The organism is Ramlibacter sp. G4-7 (assembly GCF_057784995.1).
The window spans coordinates 56008-73669 of the sequence record NZ_JBYNTT010000015.1 but is presented as its reverse complement, the minus strand read 5'-3'; the positions used below and the strand labels follow the sequence as shown (position 1 = coordinate 73669).

Below are 17662 nucleotides of genomic sequence, written 5' to 3'. Positions count from 1 at the left end.
AACCCTGCACGTGAAGCAACTCCGCGCTCTTTGTGCCGCCGTCGCCCTTGCGGCGGTACTCGGCCCCGCGTACGGGCAAACTGCCGCGCCCGCGCCCGCGCCGGCTGCGGCCGTGACCACCGTGCCGGGCATGCCCGGCGTGCCCGACCCGAACAACCTCTACAGCGAGACGAATGCCGGCAAGTTGTCGCCCGCGGTGGCCGGACACCTGGAACGCATCTACGTTCCCAACCATGCGGACAACACGGTGTGGGTGATCGACCCCGCGACGCTGCGGGTGGTGGACCGGTTCCGCGTCGGCGTGAATCCGCAGCACATCGTGCCCTCGTGGAACCTGCAGGTGCTCTGGGTGGCGAACAACGCCGAGGGCCGCACCGACGGCAGTCTCACGCCCATCGATCCGCGCACCGGCAAGCCGGGGCCGTCCGTGTCGGTCGACGACCCTTACAACATGTACTGGTCGCCCGATGGCCGCTACGCGATCGTGGTGGCGGAGGCCTACAAGCGGCTGGACTTCCGCGACCCCGCCACGATGCGCCTGGCGTACTCGATAGCGACGCCGGATTGCGGCGGTATCAACCACGCGGATTTCTCCATCGACGGCACCCATGCCCTGTTCACGTGCGAGTTCGATGGCGGCCTCACCAAGGTGGACCTCGTCAACCGCCGCGTCGTCGCCACCATCAAGCTGTCGCGCTATTTCGATCGGCCCGACGTCCTGGCGATGTTGCAGCGGCCCGGCCGCAAGCCGCGCCGGATGATGGATCCCGCGGTGCCGCGCTCCCTGATCGTCACGGGCACGCCGATGCCGCAGGACATCCGGGCTTCGCCCGACGGCCGCCGCTTCTACGTCGCCGACATGGTCTCGGATGGCGTGCACATCGTGGACTTCGCCACGTTCCGGCAGGTCGGCTTCATTCCGACGGGCGTCGGTACACATGGCCTGTATCCAAGCCGCGACGGCACGAAGCTGTATGTGGCCAACCGCGGCAGCAACCATGTGCATGGACACCGACGCGGCAAGGGCAGCGTCTCGGTGATCGAGTTCGCGAGCGAGAAGATCCTGGCCCAGTGGGTGATCCCCGGCGGTGGCAGCCCGGACATGGGCAATGTGAGCGCGGACGGGCGTTATCTCTGGCTCTCCGGTCGCTATGACGACGAGGTCTACCGCTTCGACACCTCCGACGGCAGCGTCGTGCGCGTGAAGGTCGGGCGCGAGCCGCACGGGCTGACCGTCTGGCCGCAGCCGGGGCGCTACAGCCTGGGGCACACCGGCAATCTCCGTTGAGGATGCTGGCCGAGTGCGCTGGCGTCGGGAGGCGCTTGCTACATGACCGACTGTGACTGCGGGCCGCTTGGGGCTGACTGCGGATGATCAGCGCCGGCGCCGCCTGTGAACGCGCAGGCCTGGGATGCGAACTGCTCGAATGCGGTGACGACTGTGTCCATCTGCTCGTACGCCGGGGCGAGCTCCAGGTCCGCGCACAGCCTGGCGAGGCGGGTGCCGCCCAGCGTCGCCGCTGACCCGCGCATCCGGTGCATGAGGCGCGCCATGCGTTCGCCGCCATCGCGGCCACCGTCCCGCAGCTGCGCCAGCGACTCGCGGGACTGGCGCAGGAAAAGGTTCAGGCCTTCCAGGAACACTTGCTCTTCGCCGGCGAAGTAGCGGCCGATGACGCTCCGGTCGAACACCTCCGGCGCCGCGCTCGCTGTCTGCAAGGAGGAAGCGTCCGGCTCCGCATCGCCGGTCAGCCACCGCCGCAGCTTCTCGGCCAGCACCGCTTTTTCGATCGGCTTCGTCAGGTAGTCGTTCATGCCGGCGGCGAGGCACCGGTCGCGGTCGCCGAGGGTTGCCGTCGCGGTGAAGGCCAGGATGGGAATCGTCACGCCCAGTCTGCGCAGCTCGCGCGCGGCGTCCCAGCCATCGAGGACTGGCATCTGGCAATCCATCAAGACCAGATGGAACGCCCCGTCACGGCAGGCGTGGACCGCCTCCTGTCCGTTCGCGACCACCGTCACGTGCGCGAAGCCCAGGGAGGCCAGCATGCGTTGCGCGACCAGCTGGTTCACTTCGTTGTCTTCGGCCAGCAGGATGCGCGCGTCCGTGCGGGTGAGGCGCGCATCGGGCTTCACCTGCACCACGGGCGGGGAAACGGTGCGCAACGGGATCTCCAGCGTGAAGCTCGAGCCGAGCCCTTCCTGGCTGACCAGCGTGACGTCACCTCCCATGAGTTGGGCGAGCTGGCGGGAGATCGCCAGGCCCAGCCCGGTGCCGGCTTCGCGTGACGGGCCTGCCGCCTGCGTGAAACGGGTGAAGAGGCGCGCTTGTGCTTGCGCCGGGATGCCCTGGCCGGTGTCCGTGACGGCAAGGCAAAGCAGCCGTCCGGCTTCGCTCTCCCTGGTGGTCACCCGCAGCCCGAAGCTGCCGATGTCGGTGAACTTCAGCGCGTTGCCCAGCAGGTTCAGGAGCACCTGCCGCAACCGTCCCGGATCCGCGGCGATCCAGCGCGGCACGCCCGGCTGCAGGTACAGGTCGAAACGGATTCCCTTTTCGCCGGCGCGCACCGTGAAGAGGTCGGCCAGTTCGTGCGCCATCTGCGGAAGATCGGTCGGAACCTCCTCCAGCGTCAGGCGCCCGGCCTCGATCTTCGAGAAGTCCAGGATGTTATCCACGAGGCTCAGGAGCGACTTCGCGCAACTGTCGATCATCGCCACCGAATCGGCTTCCATCGGCGGCAGGTCCGCTTCGCGCAGGAGTTGCGACAGGCCGATCACCCCGTTGAGCGGCGTGCGGATCTCGTGGCTCATCGTCGCGAGGAAGTCGGACTTGGCGACGTTCGCCTGGTCCGCGGCCTGCAAGGCCGCGCGCAGTTCCGCGTCGGCGCGCACGCGCGCGGTGATGTCCTTCGAGGTGCCGACCACGCGGCGGGCGCGGCCGGCGGCATCGCGTTCCACCACCTGTGCCCCGCTCAGCACCCAGGTCACATTGCCGTTGGCCATGATCATCTGGTGCTCCAGCGAGACTCGCTCCACCTCGCCTTTGAGCAGCCGGCGCCGGGCTTCCCGGATGGCCGGCAGCGCCTGTTGCGGAAAGAACGAAAGGCTTGCGTTGTGCTGCACCTGCCAGTCCTGGCCGGGCAGACCCAGCAGCTGCGTCCAGCCCGCCGACAGGTAGACCTGGCCGGCCCTGAGGTCGTACTCCCACAGGCCCAGGTTCGAAGCCTCCAGGGCGCGCGCGAGCAAGCGGTTCTGCCGGTTCAACTCCTGCTGCAGGCGCAGGGTCTCGGTGGTGTCCGACAGCACGCCCACGAACGCGACGCGGCTTCCGGAGCCCTCGACCGGCTTGCAACGGAAGCGCATCCACCGCGGCGCCTCGTCGCGCAGCGGCCGGCAACGGAAGGTGCCTTCGAAGCTGCGGCGCTCCCGCACGGCGTCGTCCCAGCCGGCACATAGTTCGCTGCGGTCTTCCGGATGAACGCACTCCATCCATCCAGCGCCCTCCAGCGCGGCCAGCGATTCGCCGCCCAGCATCTTCACCCACTGGCCGTTGCCGTGCAGTACCTGGCCGCTTTCGTCCGCCGAGAACATCCCGACCGGAGCGAGCTCCGACATCCGCACCGCCTCCGCCGTGCGGCGCTCCTCCTTCAACCGCAGTTCATCCTCGCGCAGCAGGAGGACGTCGACGATGCCGCGCGCCAACTCGGACAGCAGCTGTCGCTGCTGCCCGGTGAGCCGTCCGGGGCGCTGCGATACCACGCACAGGGCGCCCACCGCTTCGCCCGTGGGCATGAGCAGCGGCATGCCTGCGTAATGGACGACGTGCGGGTCTTCCAGCACCATCGGGCTGTCGTGGAAGCGCGGGTCGCTGCGGGCGTCTTCCACCTCGAACAGCTGCGGCTGCATGATGGCGTACGAGCAGAAGGAGATGTCGCGCGGAGTGCCGGGGCCCTGCGGAACACCGATGGCCGACATGTGCCACTGCCGGTCCGAGTCGATCAGCGAGATCAAGGCGATCGGCATCCCGGTGATGCTGGCCGCGATGCGCGTGAAGGCGTCCAGCGCGGCTTCCGAAGGCGCGCCGAGCGCGCGCAACTGCCGCAGGCGCAGCAGGCGGGCGACTTCGTTGTCCGGCCGCGGGGCCGGCTTCACGACGGGCGCGTCGCTGTGGGCAGCGGCGCGTCAAGGGTCAGCGGGGCCATCGCGTGCAGCGGGCGCGGTTCGGCGGCTCCGAGGCACGCCGCAGGCGCGACGTCCAATCGTTCGCCGAGAGTGCGCGGTCGGGTGATGCCCGGGAGGAAGTGCACGGCAGGGTGACGATTTGTGAACAGGGCACGATCAGACCATGAGAGCGCGTCGCTTGCGATAGGGTGTCTCTACGGGGCACCTACTTGTTTTTCCGTAACCATCACGGGCTATGGAAGCCTCACCTCCTCAGCCGAACGGCGCAACCCATGGCCGCCCTTGAAATGATGCGCGACGAGCGTCTCCGCGGCCCGGAGCGCTGCAATCGCCCCAATGAGGCAATCCACGTACCATCGACCAATGAGCGAGAAATACCGAGCGCTGATTGCGGAGTGGCGCAAGGCTTCGGATGAGACGCGCGCTATGCAGCAACGCATCAAAGCACGATTTGATGCTCACTTGGCCGGCACGGGCGCGCCACCTTCTGATGCCGACCTGGACAGGTTGCATGAGCTGCGTCAGGTGGAGCAGCACAGGCTGGAGGAAGCGATGCGGTACATCAAGGACACTGCGTTGGGGCCGCCAACGGGATTCAGAAGCCCTTGAACGTCGATCGTCCCTGCTGCAGCGTCCTGCCTCTCGGCCCCGATCCCGGCCGAGAAGATGGCTGCCATGTTCGAGCCGCTGCATGCCGGGGTGGTCGCTGGACCGCGAACCCTATGACCTCGAGACCAGCATTCCGGCGTGTTCGCCGTCGACGACGTCAATCGGCCGTGATCTTGCGCGTCTCGATCAGCTGCTTCCAGCGCGCGTACTCGCGCGCCTGAAACTGGGTGAATTCGGCCGGCGTGTTGGCCACGACCTCCATGCCCTGGTCGGTGAACTGCTTGGCGACCGCCGGGTCCTTCGAGGCGGCGATCGCCGCGGCGGCAATCTTCTCGCGCAAGGCGGGCGGCAGTCCCTTCGGTGCGGCCATGCCCTGCCACGAGTAGACCTCGGCCCCGTGAACGCCGGACTCGGCGAGCGTCGGCACGTCGGGCAGCACCGGCGAGCGCTTGGTGCCCGTCACCGCGATCGCATGCAGCTTGCCTGCGCGGATGTGCTGCAGGACGGCGTTCACGTTCGGGAAGGAGTAGTCGACCTGGCCGCCCAGCAGGTCGTTGACCGCGGGGGCGCCGCCCTTGTAGGGGATGTGGAGGCCCTCGGTGCCGGTCTGCTGCCAGAAGATCTCGGCCGAGAGGTGGTCCGAAGCGCCGTTGCCCGCACTGGAGAAGCTCACCTTGCCGGGGTTCGCCTTCAGTTCGGCGATGACTTCGGCCACGGTGCGCGCCTTCTTGTGCGGCGCCGCCACCAGCACGTTCGGCGCCTGCACCGGGATCGTGATGTAGTCGAAGTCCTTGGTCGTGTCGTAGGGCAGGTTCTTCACCAGGTGCGGCGCGATCACGAAGGTGCCGAGCGACGACACCAGGAGCGTGTAGCCGTCGGGTGCCGCGCGCTTGACCTGGGCCGCGCCGATGGTGCCGGTCGCTCCCGGGCGGTTGTCCACCACGAAGTTCTGCCCCAGCTTGGTCGCCATCTGCTGCGCGACCGCGCGCGCGACGGTGTCGGTGGAGCCACCGGCCGGGAACGGCACGACGATGGTCACGGGCTTCTCGGGCCAGTTCTGGGCGTGGACGGCGCAGGCCGCAAGCAGCGCCACCGCGACGAGGACTCTTTTCATCTCATGTCTCCTGAAAAACAACTACAAGCGTCAGCGCGGGGTGCCGCTGGTACGCACCTTTGCGTCCGCCCGCTCGTGCAGCCCCGGCTGCAACCGGGTGCCGATCCCTGCCGTCGTCGGCGCCAGCACCATGCCGCCGCGGATCACCGGGAGCTCGGTCACGAGGTCGCGGTACCACGTGCTGAGCGTCGCGCGCACGACCTCCTGGAACACGGCGGTAGGCGCGTGCATCGCCAGTTGCAGGCCAGCCATCAGGGTGACCGGCCCGGTGCAGTCGTGCGGCGCCAGCGGGCGGTTGTAGACCTCGGCCAGCGCGGCGATCTTGCGGCCTTCCGTCAGGCCGCCGCACCACGCGAGGTCCAGCATCACCATGTCGATGGCATCGGCGGCCAGCAGGTCGCGGAACGGCTTGGCGCCGGCCAGCGTCTCGCTGCCGCAGATCGGCGTGCGGGTCTGGCGGCGCAGGTCGGCGAGTGCCTGCGCGTCGTCCATCTTGTTGAGCGGGTCCTCGGCCCAGAACACGCCATGGTCCTCGAGCGCCCGGCAGATCCGCACGGCGGCATGGCTGGACCACAGGCTGTGCAGCTCGCACATCACCTCGATGCGGTCGCCGACGGCCTGCCGGATCTTCGCGAACGGCTCCAGGCCCTTCTTGAGGTCGGGCAGCGTGATCAGGTGGCCGCCGGTGGCGGGCGCGTAGACGTCGAAGGGCCAGATCTTCATCGCGGCGTAGCCCTCGTCCAGGAGGCTTTCGGCCAGCTTGCCGGCATCGCGCATGAACGCGACCTGGTCGTCGTAGGGGCCGGTCGCGTGGTCGCCGCTGCCGATGTCGCGCCGCGCTGCGCCCGAGGTGTTGTAGGCGTAGCCGGCGCACGTGTTGTACGCCTTGATGCTCTCGCGCACGCCGCCGCCCAGCGCGATGTACGCGGGCACGCCCTGGCGCTGCCCCGCCAGGTCCCAAAGGGCGATGTCGACCGCGCTTGCAGCCCGCACCTCCGCCCCGCTGCTGTGGAAGCCGAGGTACGGGGTGAGCAGCTGGCGCGAGACCGCTTCGATGTGGCGCGCATCGCGCCCGATCAGCCAGGGTGCCACCGATTCGTGCAGGACCGCTTCCACCGCTTCGGCGCCACGGAAGGACTCGCCGAGGCCCGTGAAGCCGTCGCTGGTTTCGAGCTCCACCCAGATCAGGTTGGGTCGTTCGGCGATGCGGAGGGTGCGCAGGGCGGTGACGGTGGACATGGATGCGTTCGCTTCGGAGAGCTGCGCATCATCCGGGCGCGCCTTCGAACCTGTCAAAGCCGCGGCCAACTTGTCTGACAAGTGCGCTTAGGATCGCGGCATGGCCACCTCCCTCACCGACGCGACCCGCGCGCGCATCCTGGCGCTGATCGACGACGATTCCCTGGCCGCGGGCGAGCGGCTGCCCGGCGAGCACGCCCTCGCGGCTGCTTTTGGCGTGTCGCGGCCGGTGGTGCGGCAGGCGCTCGCGCGCTTGCGCGCGGAGGGGCGCGTGGTGGCACGTCAGGGCGCCGGCAACTTCGTCGGCGAGGCCCCGGCACTGCGGCCCGTGGACTTCGGGCCGCTGCAGGGCATCGAGGACCTGCGTTGCTTTCTCGAATTCCGCTGCAGCCTCGAGGGCGAATGCGCGGCGCTCGCGGCGCACTGCCGCGACGCGAAGCTGCGCGCCGCGATCGCCACGCGCCGCAAGCAGCTGGAAGCGGCGTGGTCGCGCGGCGAGTCCGGCATCGACGAGGACGTCGACTTCCACGCCGCGATCGCGCAGGCGGCGGGCAATCGCTTCTTCATCCTCACGCTCGCGGCCCTGAACGAACAGAAGCGCATCGGCATCCGCCTCACCCGCGAGCTCTCGCCGCAACCGCTGAAGACCCGCTGGGACGACATCCGGGCGGAGCACAGGGCGATCGACGAAGCGATCGCCAGGCGGGATGCGGCGGCTGCGAGGGAGGCGATGACGCGGCACTTGAGGCGGGGGATTGCGCGGTTGTTCAAGAGGCAGTGAAGCAACCGGACTCGACAGAAAGACGGCCTCCGGGCTGGTTCTCTACGCACCGCAATCCTCGTCCCCGGCACCAGGATTGCTTGGCTGTCCCGCATCGCTCACCCGCCCAGGATCTCGTAAGGGCCGCCACGTTCCAGCGCCTGGCGGTACGCGGGCCGCGCGTGCACGCGCTCCAGCCATGCCATCAGCCGCGGCCGCCTCTCGTCGAGCCCGCCGCGCGCCTGCGCCGCCTCCAGCGGGAAACTCATTTGCACGTCCGCCGCGGAGAACGTGGCTCCGGCGAACCAGTCGCGGCCTGCCAGTTCCTGCTCCAGGAAGTCCAGGTGCGTGCGGATGTTCGGAAGCACGACGGCCTTGCGCACCTTGTCCGCGATGCCGCGCGCCACCGGCCTCACGAAGAACGGCATCGGCGACGATTCCACCCGGTCGAAGATCAGCTTGAGCAACAGCGGGGGCATGAGCGAGCCCTCGGCGTAGTGCATCCAGTAGCTGTAGCGGATGCGCTCCGGCGTCCCCGGCGGCGGGGCCAGGCGACCGGGCCCGTAGCGGTCCGCCAGGTACTCCAGGATCGCGCCGGATTCGGCCAGCGTCAGGCCGTCGTCGGTGATCACGGGTGACTTGCCGAGGGGGTGCACCGCGCGCAGTTCCGGGGGTGCCAGCATCGTCTGCGGATCGCGCTCGTAGCGGCGGATCTCGTAGGGCAACTGCAGCTCCTCGAGCAGCCAGAGCACGCGTTGCGAGCGCGAGTTGTTCAGGTGGTGCACGACGATCATGGGCTTCCCCGGCAAAAGTGCATGGTACGCGTGCGACTCCGTGTCGCAACGGCCCATTTCCGTTCGGAAGCCCCCGCCGGCCCGCCCGACCGACGCGCCAGGATCAGGCCGCCGTTCGGGCTCGCGGGGCAGGGCGCATGTCGCGCCGCAGCCGGTCGGCAGCGGCTTCACCGAAGGTGTCGAACGCCTGCAGTTCGGAAATCGCCCACTGGGAGTCGCGCTCGACCTCCGGTGCGGGCAGCTGCGACGAGGCATGCACCCAGATCCCGCCGAAATCGCTCACATCCCCGAGCCAGCTCGCCGCGACGGCCTTGCGCATCCGGGCCTCCAGTGCCGGCAGGCTGACCAGCAGGCGCATGCCGGTGCTGCGCTCCCACCGGATCACGCGGATCTTGATGTTGTAGACGGTGCGCCCCGCCTTCGATGTGGCGCCCACGTCCAGGTCGATGCAATGCTTGGGAATGCCCATCTCGTGGAGCTGCGTCGCGGCCAGCGCACGGTACTCGGCATGAAGCCGCTTCGCTGCTCCGTTCGTTGGCGCCGAGGGGGGGCGAGCGTCCTTGCGCCCGGAGAAGGGAGGCCACTTGAACATGGGGATCGACTGCATGGTGAGGACCGGGGCGCGGGACGCGGCTCCGCTGCTGTCGAGTGTCACCGAAAGGCACACTGCACGGCAAGAGCGCGCGGGACTTTCGGCGGGTGTGCGTGCATCGGCGCCACGGGCACCTTGGAGCCATTGACGCGCATGCCCCGGCCGGCCGAGGGTCCTGCGCGTCAACTTGGCTGGAATTCACCGATATTCGTCCCGTCGGCGCATTGCGGCCGTCGCGCCGCCGCGCCCACAATCGGCGCCATGGACGTCTCGCAGCCAACCCGCCCCGGCAACTCGATGGCCACCCAGTGGCTCCTGAACATCGGCCACGCCATCGACCACATGTTCCTGCTGATCTTCGCCACGGCGGTGACCAGCATCGCCACGGACTTCGGCATCGCGCGATGGGAAGACCTCATGCCCTACAGCGTGGCGGCGTTCTTCTGCTTCGGCATCGGCTCCCTGCCTTCGGGCCGGCTGGGAGACCACTGGGGCCGCCGCAAGATGATGATCGTGTTCTTCTTCGGCATGGGCGCCGCCGCGCTGCTGGTGAGCGCGACGCAGACCCCACTGCAGATGGCGCTGGCCCTGGCGCTGCTGGGGGCCTTCGCCTCCATCTACCACCCCGTTGGCATTCCCATGCTCGTGCAAGGCGCGGCCCGGCCCGGGCTGACCATCGGCATCAACGGCCTGGTCGGCAACCTGGGAGTCGCCGTGGCGGCCGTGGCCACCGGCTTCCTCGTGAAATATCTGGGCTGGCGCATGGCGTTCGCCGTGCCCGGCGCCCTCTGTCTCTTGTTCGGTTGCGCCTTCGCCGCCCTCGCGACCCGCGAGCAGGCCGCGCCCGCGAAGAGGAAGGCAACTGCTGCGGCAGGCGCGCCTGGCGTGTCCATGGCCAGGCTGCTGCTGGTGATGACCGTTGCGGCGACCACGGGGAGCCTCCTGTTCAACTTCTCGACGAACAGCAACTACGAACTGCTCACCGAGCGCCTGCGCAGCATCCTGAACGACCCCGCGCGCATCGGTGCGCTCCTCGCCGGCGTCTACACGGTCGCTTCGCTCGCGCAGGTCATCGTCGGCCATCTCATCGATCGCATGCCCCTCAAGCGGCTGTATCTCGCGATCGTCGGCGCGCAGGCGCTGGTGCTCGCCCTGGCGGCCGTGGCGGAGGGCTGGATCTTCTACGGCTTGCAGTTCCTGTTCATGGCGGCCATCTTCGGTGCGATCCCGTTCACCGACGCGATGATCGTGCGGTTCGTCGACGACAGCATGCGCTCCCGCGTGTCGGGGATGCGCCTGGCCGTGTCGCTCGGGGCGAGCTCGATGGCCGTCTGGCTGATCGGACCCCTGGTCAAGCAGGCGGGCTTTGGCACCTTGCTCGGCGTGATGACCGCGACCGCAGTGACTTCCCTGGTGATCCTGACGCAGCTTCCCGCGACGCCGGCGCCCAAGCGCAGGGATGTTGCTGGCGTTGCCAAGCCTGCTTAGCCTCCCGATCAACTGGACGCCCGGCGTCCTCGCTGCGAGCAACTGGAATCGGTTCGGCCGGCGGAAGTAGCGCTGGCAGAAGCGGACTACCCGGCGGCGACGGTGCGCGCAATCAATGCAAGCGTGCCCAGGAACAAGAGGACGAGCACGAACGCAATGAGGATCAGGACGAGGGGATTGCCTCGTTCGGGGACGTCCGCCATGTCCTGTCGCCTGCCCAGGCCCACGAAACTCCACAGCACGGTCTTGATCTGTCGCAGCAGCTTCATTGCAAGGGCTCCTTGGCGCGGCGAAGCAGGCGGCGATCTCCGCAGGCAGGCAGCACGCAGGGGCGCAGGAAGGCGAGGGGCGGTCTTCTCATTGCAGTTCCGTACTGTGTCCGCAGCGTATACATGACCGAAGGCTCGGATGGGGCTAAAAACGACCGTATCAGAGCTGCGCTGAAGCGGAAATCCGCAGGGGAGACTGGGGAAGCAGCACGGAAGTGGAAAATCTCCCGAACGCATATCAGGGCACTCCTGGCCAGGAGCATCGGTCCTGCGCCAGGCCAGCTCTTTTCGGCGGACGGCCGCCTCCGGCACCACGTGCGACTGAATGACGGGCATCCGCAGCCCGATCGACTGGAGCCGGCGCTCAAGACCATAGGCAGGCTCGCCGCGCGGCTGGCGAGCGCGCGCTGATCGCCGCCGGCGAGGTCACCTGCTCCCGGCCGGTGTAGTCCTACGCATTGCTTCCGCCGTGTCGGGGGAGTAGCGTGGGCCCGCCGGTCCTGGACGGAGCCAATGACGCTATACGAAAACCTCGCCAATCAGCTCGAAGAAGCGATCCGTTCGGGGGCCCTGCAGCCCGGGGACAAACTCCCCTCCGTGCGCCGCACCAGCAGCCGTCGCGGGGTGAGCCCGGCCACGGTGTTCCAGGCCTACTACCTGCTGGAAGCGCGCGGCCTCATACGGGCACGCGAGCGCTCCGGCTATTTCGTCGCGCGGGGGAACGGCGAGGTGCCCCAGCCTCAAACGCCTTCGGCGCCGAGCGAGGAAAGCGTCGAGCTCGACGTCGCCGAGCGGGTGTTCACGCTGCTCGACTCGGTCATGAAGCGCAACATCATCCCTTTCGGCTCGCCGATTCCGTCGCCGGCCCTGTTTCCCCTGCAAAGCCTTGGCAAGAGCATGGCGACCGCGGCCCGCACGCTCAGTCCCTGGGCCACCGTCGACGAGATGTCGCCAGGCAAGCAGGTCCTGCGCAAGCTGATCGCCGCCCGCTACGCCGTGGACGGCATCACGGTGCGCGTCGACGAGATCGTGATCACCTGCGGCGCCCTGGAGGCGCTGAACCTGTCGCTGGCCGCGATCACGCGTCCTGGCGACGCGGTGGTCGTCGAGTCCCCCACCTTCTACGCAGCGCTGCAGGCCATCCAGCGGCTTGGCCTGCGCGCAGTGGAGGTCTCCACGCATCCGCACGATGGTCTCGACCTCGCCGCGCTGGAGCAGGCGATCTCGCGGCACCGGCCCAAGGCCTGCTGGCTCATGCCCACGTTCCAGAACCCGCTGGGCTGCACGATGTCGGAGGACAGGAAAAGGGAGCTGGTCGCCTTGCTCGCCCTGCATCGCGTGCCCTTGATCGAGGACGACGTCTACGGCGAGCTGTACTTCGGCGCGCGCCGTCCGCTGCCCGCCAAGGCCTTCGACCGCGAGGGCCTGGTCCTGCATTGTTCGTCTTACTCCAAGACGCTCGCGCCGGGCTACCGCATCGGCTGGACGGCCGCCGGCCTTCATGCGGATGCGGTCACGCGCCTGAAACTGAGCACGACCCTGGCCACCTCCGCTCCGTGCCAGCTAGGCCTCGCGCGCTACCTGGCCGGCGGCGGCTATGACCGCCATCTGCGCAAGATGCGCGAACAGCTCGCACACCAGTACGCCGCGGCGGCGCAAGCGGTCGCGCGTCATTTCCCGGCCGGGACGCAAGCCACGCGCCCGGACGGTGGCTACATGTTCTGGGTCGTGCTGCCCGAAGGCACCGACGCGGTGGAACTGCACCGCCAGGCGCTCGCGCAGCGCGTGAGCGTGGCGCCCGGTCCCATGTTCTCCGCTTCCGGCCAGTTCGCGAACTGCATCCGCATCAATTTCGGCCACCCGCTGGACGCGCGGGCCGAGCGCGCGCTGGAGCAGCTGGGCAAGCTCGCGGCTCAGCTCGTGCCGTCCTGAGCGGGACCGCAGCGGCGCGCCGCCCGGCCATCAAGCACCCGCTCGCTGGGGCGCTGCAGCCCGCGCGCTGCCCCGCTCCACTGGCGCGGCCACCATGGGGCCGTGCTCCGGCGCGTGTCCGCTCACGTACGCGTCCCCCAGTCCGTCCCACGTGCTTGCACCGCGCACGTGGATGCCATGGCCGTAGTCCCGGCCCTTGTCCAGCAGGCGCCGCCGTGCCGTGGCCACGTAGTTCGGATCAAAGATGTAGGTGTCGGTCCCGGCCCAGCGCTCGCCGGTCCAGGCTTCCACTATTGGGCGCTCCAGACGCCACAACGAGACGTCGAAACCTTGGACGATGCCTGCGCGCAGGCTGACGGAGCGCGTCCGCGCGGGCACCCCGAGCAGGCGCAGCATGGCCACGAACAGCGTCGCCTTCTCGGTGGCATCGCCTCCGCCCGCGCGCAAGACCTCGGTCGCGGTGCGGTGGCGACGCACCACGCGCATGCGCAGCTTGAGCCGCTGGACGTAGGCATGGACGGCCAGCACCTTGGCGCGACGCGTGGTCTTCAATTGCGTCAGGCTCTGGACACGCAGGCGCAGGGCTGGATCCTCGAGGTCCATCATGGGTGTCGAGCACAGCCATTCCATGTGCTCCAGGGGCGGCTGCTGCATCAGCATGCGCCGTGGCCAGCCAGGGGCCGCGCGACTGTGGCAGTTGCATTGCGGGCTTCATGGTCCATTGCGAAATTTCCCGACGGTCTTGCGAAGAATGCCCAAGGTTAGGCGGGCGCATGCACCGCCGGAAGGAGCAGTTCGCGGCGAAATGACCGGTGCAGGGCACGAGGGAAATGACCGTCGGGATACCGGTCACGGTCCAATTCGGCGTCGCCTGAGGAGGGGAACGCCGGATGAGCCTTTTGGGTTAAACGCAAGGCCTGTGCGCACCTAGGCCGGCGGCCAGGCGGCGAGGTGCATACGCCCCCGGTTACGCTTTGACCAGCCCGCGCCGCACCGCGTAGCGCGTCAGGCTCGCCACGTCACGCAGGTCGAGCCGTTCCATGATGCGGGCGCGGTGCACGTCGATCGTCTTCGGACTGAGCTTGAGCTGGAAGGCGATCTCCTTGGAGGAGAGCCCGGATGCGAGGAGCGACAGCACTTCCTTCTGGCGATCCGTGAGACCGTCGTCCCCCAGCGCCTCGACCCGATGCATCAGCAGCCGGGCGACGGTGGCATTGAAGTAGCTGCCGGTCGTCAGCATCACGCCGACTGCATGCTGCAACTCCTGCGGCGCCGCACTCTTGGTCAGGTACCCATTGGCGCCTCCCGTCACGGCCCGCTGGACCATTTCCGCGCTGTCGAACATGGAGAGAACCAGGATCGGCAGCGAAGGATGGCGCGCCCGGATCCTCCTGACCGCTTCCACGCCGTCGACCCCGGGCATGCCGATGTCGGTCACCACCAGGTCCGGCCGCACGTCCTCGAGAAGGGCAAGCAGTTCCTCGCCGGAGCGTGCTTGCGCGATTACCTCGACGTCCGGCAGCAACTCGATCAAGCCCTGGATGCCGGCGCGAACGAGGTCGTGATCGTCCGCCAGCACGACGCCTTTGGCGGAATGCGCCATGGCCCCTTGCGGCATGCCGGCTGGTCGTGCGGTGGAAAAAGGAGTGGGTGCGATCATCGTCTTGGATCCATGTCTGGACCCCATCGTACGTGCGCGACCGCAAATTCCCGGCTTGGGCGCACATGCCGCCGGGGCGCGGGCAAGGGCGCGTGACAAATTGCCTTCGCGCTCACCTCCGCGTGTGAAGCGCTGCGACACGTTCTCCTCACGGCAACGTGAACCAGAAGGCTGCTCCTGTCCCCGGCTGACCCTTTGCCCATACCCGCCCGCCGTGCCTCGCGACGATGCGATGGACGTTCGCCAGGCCGATACCGGTGCCTGGAAATTCCGCCTGCGTATGCAGCCGCTGGAAGGCGCCGAACAGCTTGTCCGCGTACTCCATGTCGAATCCCGCGCCGTTGTCGGCGACGCAGAACGTGGTGGATCCGTCTGCCTCGCGCTCGCCGCTGAAGCGGATCTGCGCGTCTTCGCGGTGTTGCGTGAACTTCCACGCGTTCTCCAGCAGGTTCTGGAGCACCATGCGCAGGAGCGTCGGGTCGGCCACGGCACTGAGTTCCGGCTGGATCTCCAGGGTCACGGCGCGGTCCGGGTCGCGCACACGCAGGTCGTCCAGGATGGCTTCGGCTGTGGCACTCAGGTCGACGTGCACCGGCCGAAGGGAAACCTGGGACAGCCGTGCGTGCGAAAGGAGGGCCTCCACGTAATCATCGAGTTGCTGTGCGGCCTGCCGGATGCGGGTTGCGTAGTGCCGGTCCTTTTCCGGGGCGGCCTGCATGCGTTCTTCCAGGACATGCGCCAGCGCGCGGATCGCGGCGATGGGCGCGCGCAGGTCATGCGCGAGCGAGTGCGCGAATGCCCGCAGTTCCGCGTTGGCCGCCTCCATTTCCGCCGTTCTTTCGCGGACCTTCCCGGCCAAACCCTCGTTCAGGGCGAGGATCTCCGCCTCGTGCCTGAGGCGCTCGCTCACGTCGCGGATCGCCACGCTGGCATACGTCACGCCGTCGCTGCCCGTGAAGAGCGCGCTCGAGAGTTCCGCCTGGAACCGGGTCCCGTCGCCGCGAACGAGAGTCATGTGGCCTCGCGCCCTGCCGGCCTCGTCCCCTTCGGCAACCAGCTCCTGCAGCCCGGCCTCGTTCGGTGCGATGAGCGCGCCCGTGCCGCGCTCGCAAATCTGCGCCTGCGACAGCGCGAACAGCTCGCAGGCCGCCGGATTGGCAGCCAGGATCCTCCCGGATCGGCGCTCGAGCTGCAGCAGCGCGTCCAGGCTGACCTCGAACAGCAGCCGATGGCGTTCCTCGCTGGCGCGCAGCGCGTCTTGCGCCAGCTTGCGCTCCGTGATGTCCTGGAAGTACACCGCCAGGCCCTGGGCCGACGGATATGCGTGCACCTCCCCCCACACGCCCAGCGCTTCCAGGAACACCTGGAAATGCGCGGGTTCACCGGCTGCAATCGCGCGCTCGTACTCCCGGTGCAGGTGGCTGCCGACGAACCATGGAAACAACTCGATGAGCGAGCGCCCCAGGAGCTCGCTGCGGGGCAGCTGGGCGACTCTTTCCGTCTCGTGGTTCGCGTATGTGAACCGCCAGTCGCGATCCAGCATGTAGAAGCCGCTGGTGATGCTTTCGAAGGTCGTCAGCAGCTGCTGGTCGAGTTCGCGCAGCCGGTGAGCGGCCACCTTGATCTCCGTCACGTCCTTGACCGCGCCCATGACGCGGCGACGGGGTCCCGTGAAGGAAAGTTCCGGCTCACCGATGATTTCCAGCCATCTCTGCTGTCCATCCTGCGCCGACAGGCGGGCTTCCATCCTGAACGCCTGGTCTTGCGCGACGCACGCGGCGATCCGGTCGCGGAGTTCGTCGCGATACGGCTCTTCCAGCGCTGCGAAGGCCTCCTCCCAACCAATGGGTCCATCGCTCGCGCCGCCCAGCAGCCGTGCGCCTTCCGGCGTCCACTCGACTTCCATGCCGGGGACGCGAAGCGTCCAACCTCCGATGCGGGCGAGTCGCGACGCCTGCTGCAGAAGGAGCCGGGCGTGCCGCGCTTCTTCTTCCGCCCGCACCCGACGCGTGATGTCGTGCGCAATCCCCCGGTAGCCGCGAAATTGGCCCGCCGGATCGAACACCGGGTCTCCGCTGACCGAGAAGCACGCCGCGTCAGGCCCATCGCCGATGCGGTACTCGAACTCGCGAAAGGGCCGCCGCGAGTGAAGCATCGCGATGTGGTCCTCCCAGGACGAGGTGAGCGGCACCGCATGCGCAAGCTCCCAGCGAGCGCGCCCCAAGGCCATCTCCAGGGCGGGTATGCGCCTCTGCTCGCCACCTTCCATGAGAGTGAAGCGGTAATCCGCGTCCTGCTCCCAAAGCCATGCGAAGGCGCGATCCGCACGAGAGGAGCCGTAGTGCGCCCCGCGCGCCTCCGCCGTGGAGTCGCCGAGGTCGAGGACGGTGCCGGCAACGACGACGGGCGCGCCGCGCTCGTCCAGCGAAACCACTTCGCCGTCGCTCTTCAACCTCCTGCGGGCGCCGCCAGGGTTGGTGAAGGCGTATTCAAAGCTGAAGGTACGCTGCCCGCCGCGCACCGCTTCCTCCAGCGCGGGCAGTTTCCCCGCATCTGCGGGATCGACGCCACGCAGCCACGACTCGAACGTCAACTGCGGCCCGGGTCCTCCCAGGATTCTTTCAGCCTCCGCGGAGAGTTCCATCACCCCGGTCGACAGGTTCCAGGTCCAGCAGCCGAGCCCCGCGATCCGCAGCGCGCTTTTCAGGAGAGTGTGGGTCGTGGGATCGCCGGACGCCTGTGGAGTGGCGCCCGACCGAGGTGTCGGGTGGTTGCGCATCGTCGTGATTCTTGGCCGGCTGGCTGCGCGTGGGTCGAGCCGTCCAACAATTCTGGTCGCGGCCGCGCGCTCCTCCGGCCGCAGGTGCCCCTCGGTTGATGCGCAGGAGGTGCCGGAAGGGCCCACATCATAGTCCGGTCGGATACGACGCGCGCCTCGAGGTGCTCGAGCCGAAGTGTGCGCTGGCCAGGGTGTCCTGGAAAGGAGCAGATCCTGCAAAGAGGACCGGATCAGATGGCCCGGCGAG

At 68.5% G+C, this 17662-nt stretch carries 14 protein-coding genes; 5 read left to right on the top strand and 9 right to left on the bottom strand.

Annotation, left to right across the window (positions count from 1 at the left end; translation table 11 throughout):
- Positions 1–4: 4 nt before the first annotated feature.
- Positions 5–1288: a YncE family protein gene (locus tag AC3EGR_RS19600; RefSeq protein ID WP_488548250.1), complete on the top strand. Its 1284-nt coding sequence runs from the start codon at positions 5–7 to the stop codon at positions 1286–1288.
- A 38-nt stretch (positions 1289–1326) separates the two neighbouring features.
- On the opposite strand, the gene AC3EGR_RS19595 is transcribed toward AC3EGR_RS19600, so the two are convergent.
- A complete protein-coding gene (locus AC3EGR_RS19595) occupies positions 1327–4149 on the bottom strand; it encodes an ATP-binding protein (RefSeq protein WP_488548199.1) in 2823 nt (940 codons plus the stop codon).
- 393 nt (positions 4150–4542) lie between these two features.
- Here AC3EGR_RS19595 and AC3EGR_RS19590 point away from each other — a divergent pair, with 393 nt between their 5' ends.
- Positions 4543–4788 (top strand): hypothetical protein, encoded by a 246-nt coding sequence (locus AC3EGR_RS19590; RefSeq protein ID WP_488548198.1) that lies wholly within the window; start codon positions 4543–4545, stop codon positions 4786–4788.
- Between the two features lie 157 nt (positions 4789–4945).
- Here AC3EGR_RS19590 and AC3EGR_RS19585 read toward each other — a convergent pair whose 3' ends face one another.
- Together AC3EGR_RS19585 and AC3EGR_RS19580 are read right to left on the bottom strand one after the other, a co-directional pair.
- Positions 4946–5902, bottom strand: coding sequence for a Bug family tripartite tricarboxylate transporter substrate binding protein (locus AC3EGR_RS19585; protein WP_488548197.1), 957 nt, complete (start codon positions 5900–5902; stop codon positions 4946–4948).
- A 30-nt stretch (positions 5903–5932) separates the two neighbouring features.
- A complete protein-coding gene (locus tag AC3EGR_RS19580) occupies positions 5933–7141 on the bottom strand; it encodes a mandelate racemase/muconate lactonizing enzyme family protein (protein WP_488548196.1) in 1209 nt (402 codons plus the stop codon).
- 100 nt (positions 7142–7241) lie between these two features.
- Between AC3EGR_RS19580 and AC3EGR_RS19575 the strand changes: the two genes are divergently transcribed.
- On the top strand, positions 7242–7922 hold the full coding sequence (locus AC3EGR_RS19575; RefSeq protein WP_488548195.1) for a FadR/GntR family transcriptional regulator: 681 nt from the start codon (positions 7242–7244) through the stop codon (positions 7920–7922).
- 98 nt (positions 7923–8020) lie between these two features.
- On the opposite strand, the gene AC3EGR_RS19570 is transcribed toward AC3EGR_RS19575, so the two are convergent.
- Together AC3EGR_RS19570 and AC3EGR_RS19565 are read right to left on the bottom strand one after the other, a co-directional pair.
- Entirely contained in the window at positions 8021–8695 is a 675-nt protein-coding gene (locus tag AC3EGR_RS19570; protein WP_488548194.1) for a glutathione S-transferase family protein, read from the bottom strand.
- 103 nt (positions 8696–8798) lie between these two features.
- Complete coding sequence (locus tag AC3EGR_RS19565) at positions 8799–9302, bottom strand: hypothetical protein (protein ID WP_488548193.1); 504 nt, start codon at positions 9300–9302, stop codon at positions 8799–8801.
- Between the two features lie 246 nt (positions 9303–9548).
- Here AC3EGR_RS19565 and AC3EGR_RS19560 point away from each other — a divergent pair, with 246 nt between their 5' ends.
- Complete coding sequence (locus AC3EGR_RS19560; RefSeq protein ID WP_488548192.1) at positions 9549–10775, top strand: MFS transporter; 1227 nt, start codon at positions 9549–9551, stop codon at positions 10773–10775.
- A gap of 86 nt (positions 10776–10861) precedes the next feature.
- Here the strand turns inward: AC3EGR_RS19560 and AC3EGR_RS19555 are convergent, their stop codons facing one another.
- Entirely contained in the window at positions 10862–11044 is a 183-nt protein-coding gene (locus tag AC3EGR_RS19555) for a DUF2970 domain-containing protein (RefSeq protein ID WP_488548191.1), read from the bottom strand.
- Positions 11045–11557: 513 nt separating this feature from the next.
- On the opposite strand from AC3EGR_RS19555, the gene AC3EGR_RS19550 reads away from it, so the two are divergent.
- The gene (locus AC3EGR_RS19550) at positions 11558–12976 is read left to right on the top strand and encodes an aminotransferase-like domain-containing protein (protein WP_488548190.1); all 1419 of its coding nucleotides are present in this window, start codon (positions 11558–11560) and stop codon (positions 12974–12976) included.
- A 30-nt stretch (positions 12977–13006) separates the two neighbouring features.
- Here the strand turns inward: AC3EGR_RS19550 and AC3EGR_RS19545 are convergent, their stop codons facing one another.
- From AC3EGR_RS19545 to AC3EGR_RS19535, 3 genes are all read right to left on the bottom strand, one after another.
- Positions 13007–13636, bottom strand: coding sequence for a transglutaminase domain-containing protein (locus AC3EGR_RS19545; RefSeq protein ID WP_488548189.1), 630 nt, complete (start codon positions 13634–13636; stop codon positions 13007–13009).
- Between the two features lie 307 nt (positions 13637–13943).
- Positions 13944–14636, bottom strand: a complete 693-nt coding sequence (locus AC3EGR_RS19540) for a response regulator (RefSeq protein WP_488548188.1) — start codon at positions 14634–14636, stop codon at positions 13944–13946.
- 148 nt (positions 14637–14784) lie between these two features.
- Positions 14785–17415, bottom strand: coding sequence for a PAS domain S-box protein (locus AC3EGR_RS19535; protein ID WP_488548187.1), 2631 nt, complete (start codon positions 17413–17415; stop codon positions 14785–14787).
- Between the last annotated feature and the right edge of the window lie 247 nt (positions 17416–17662).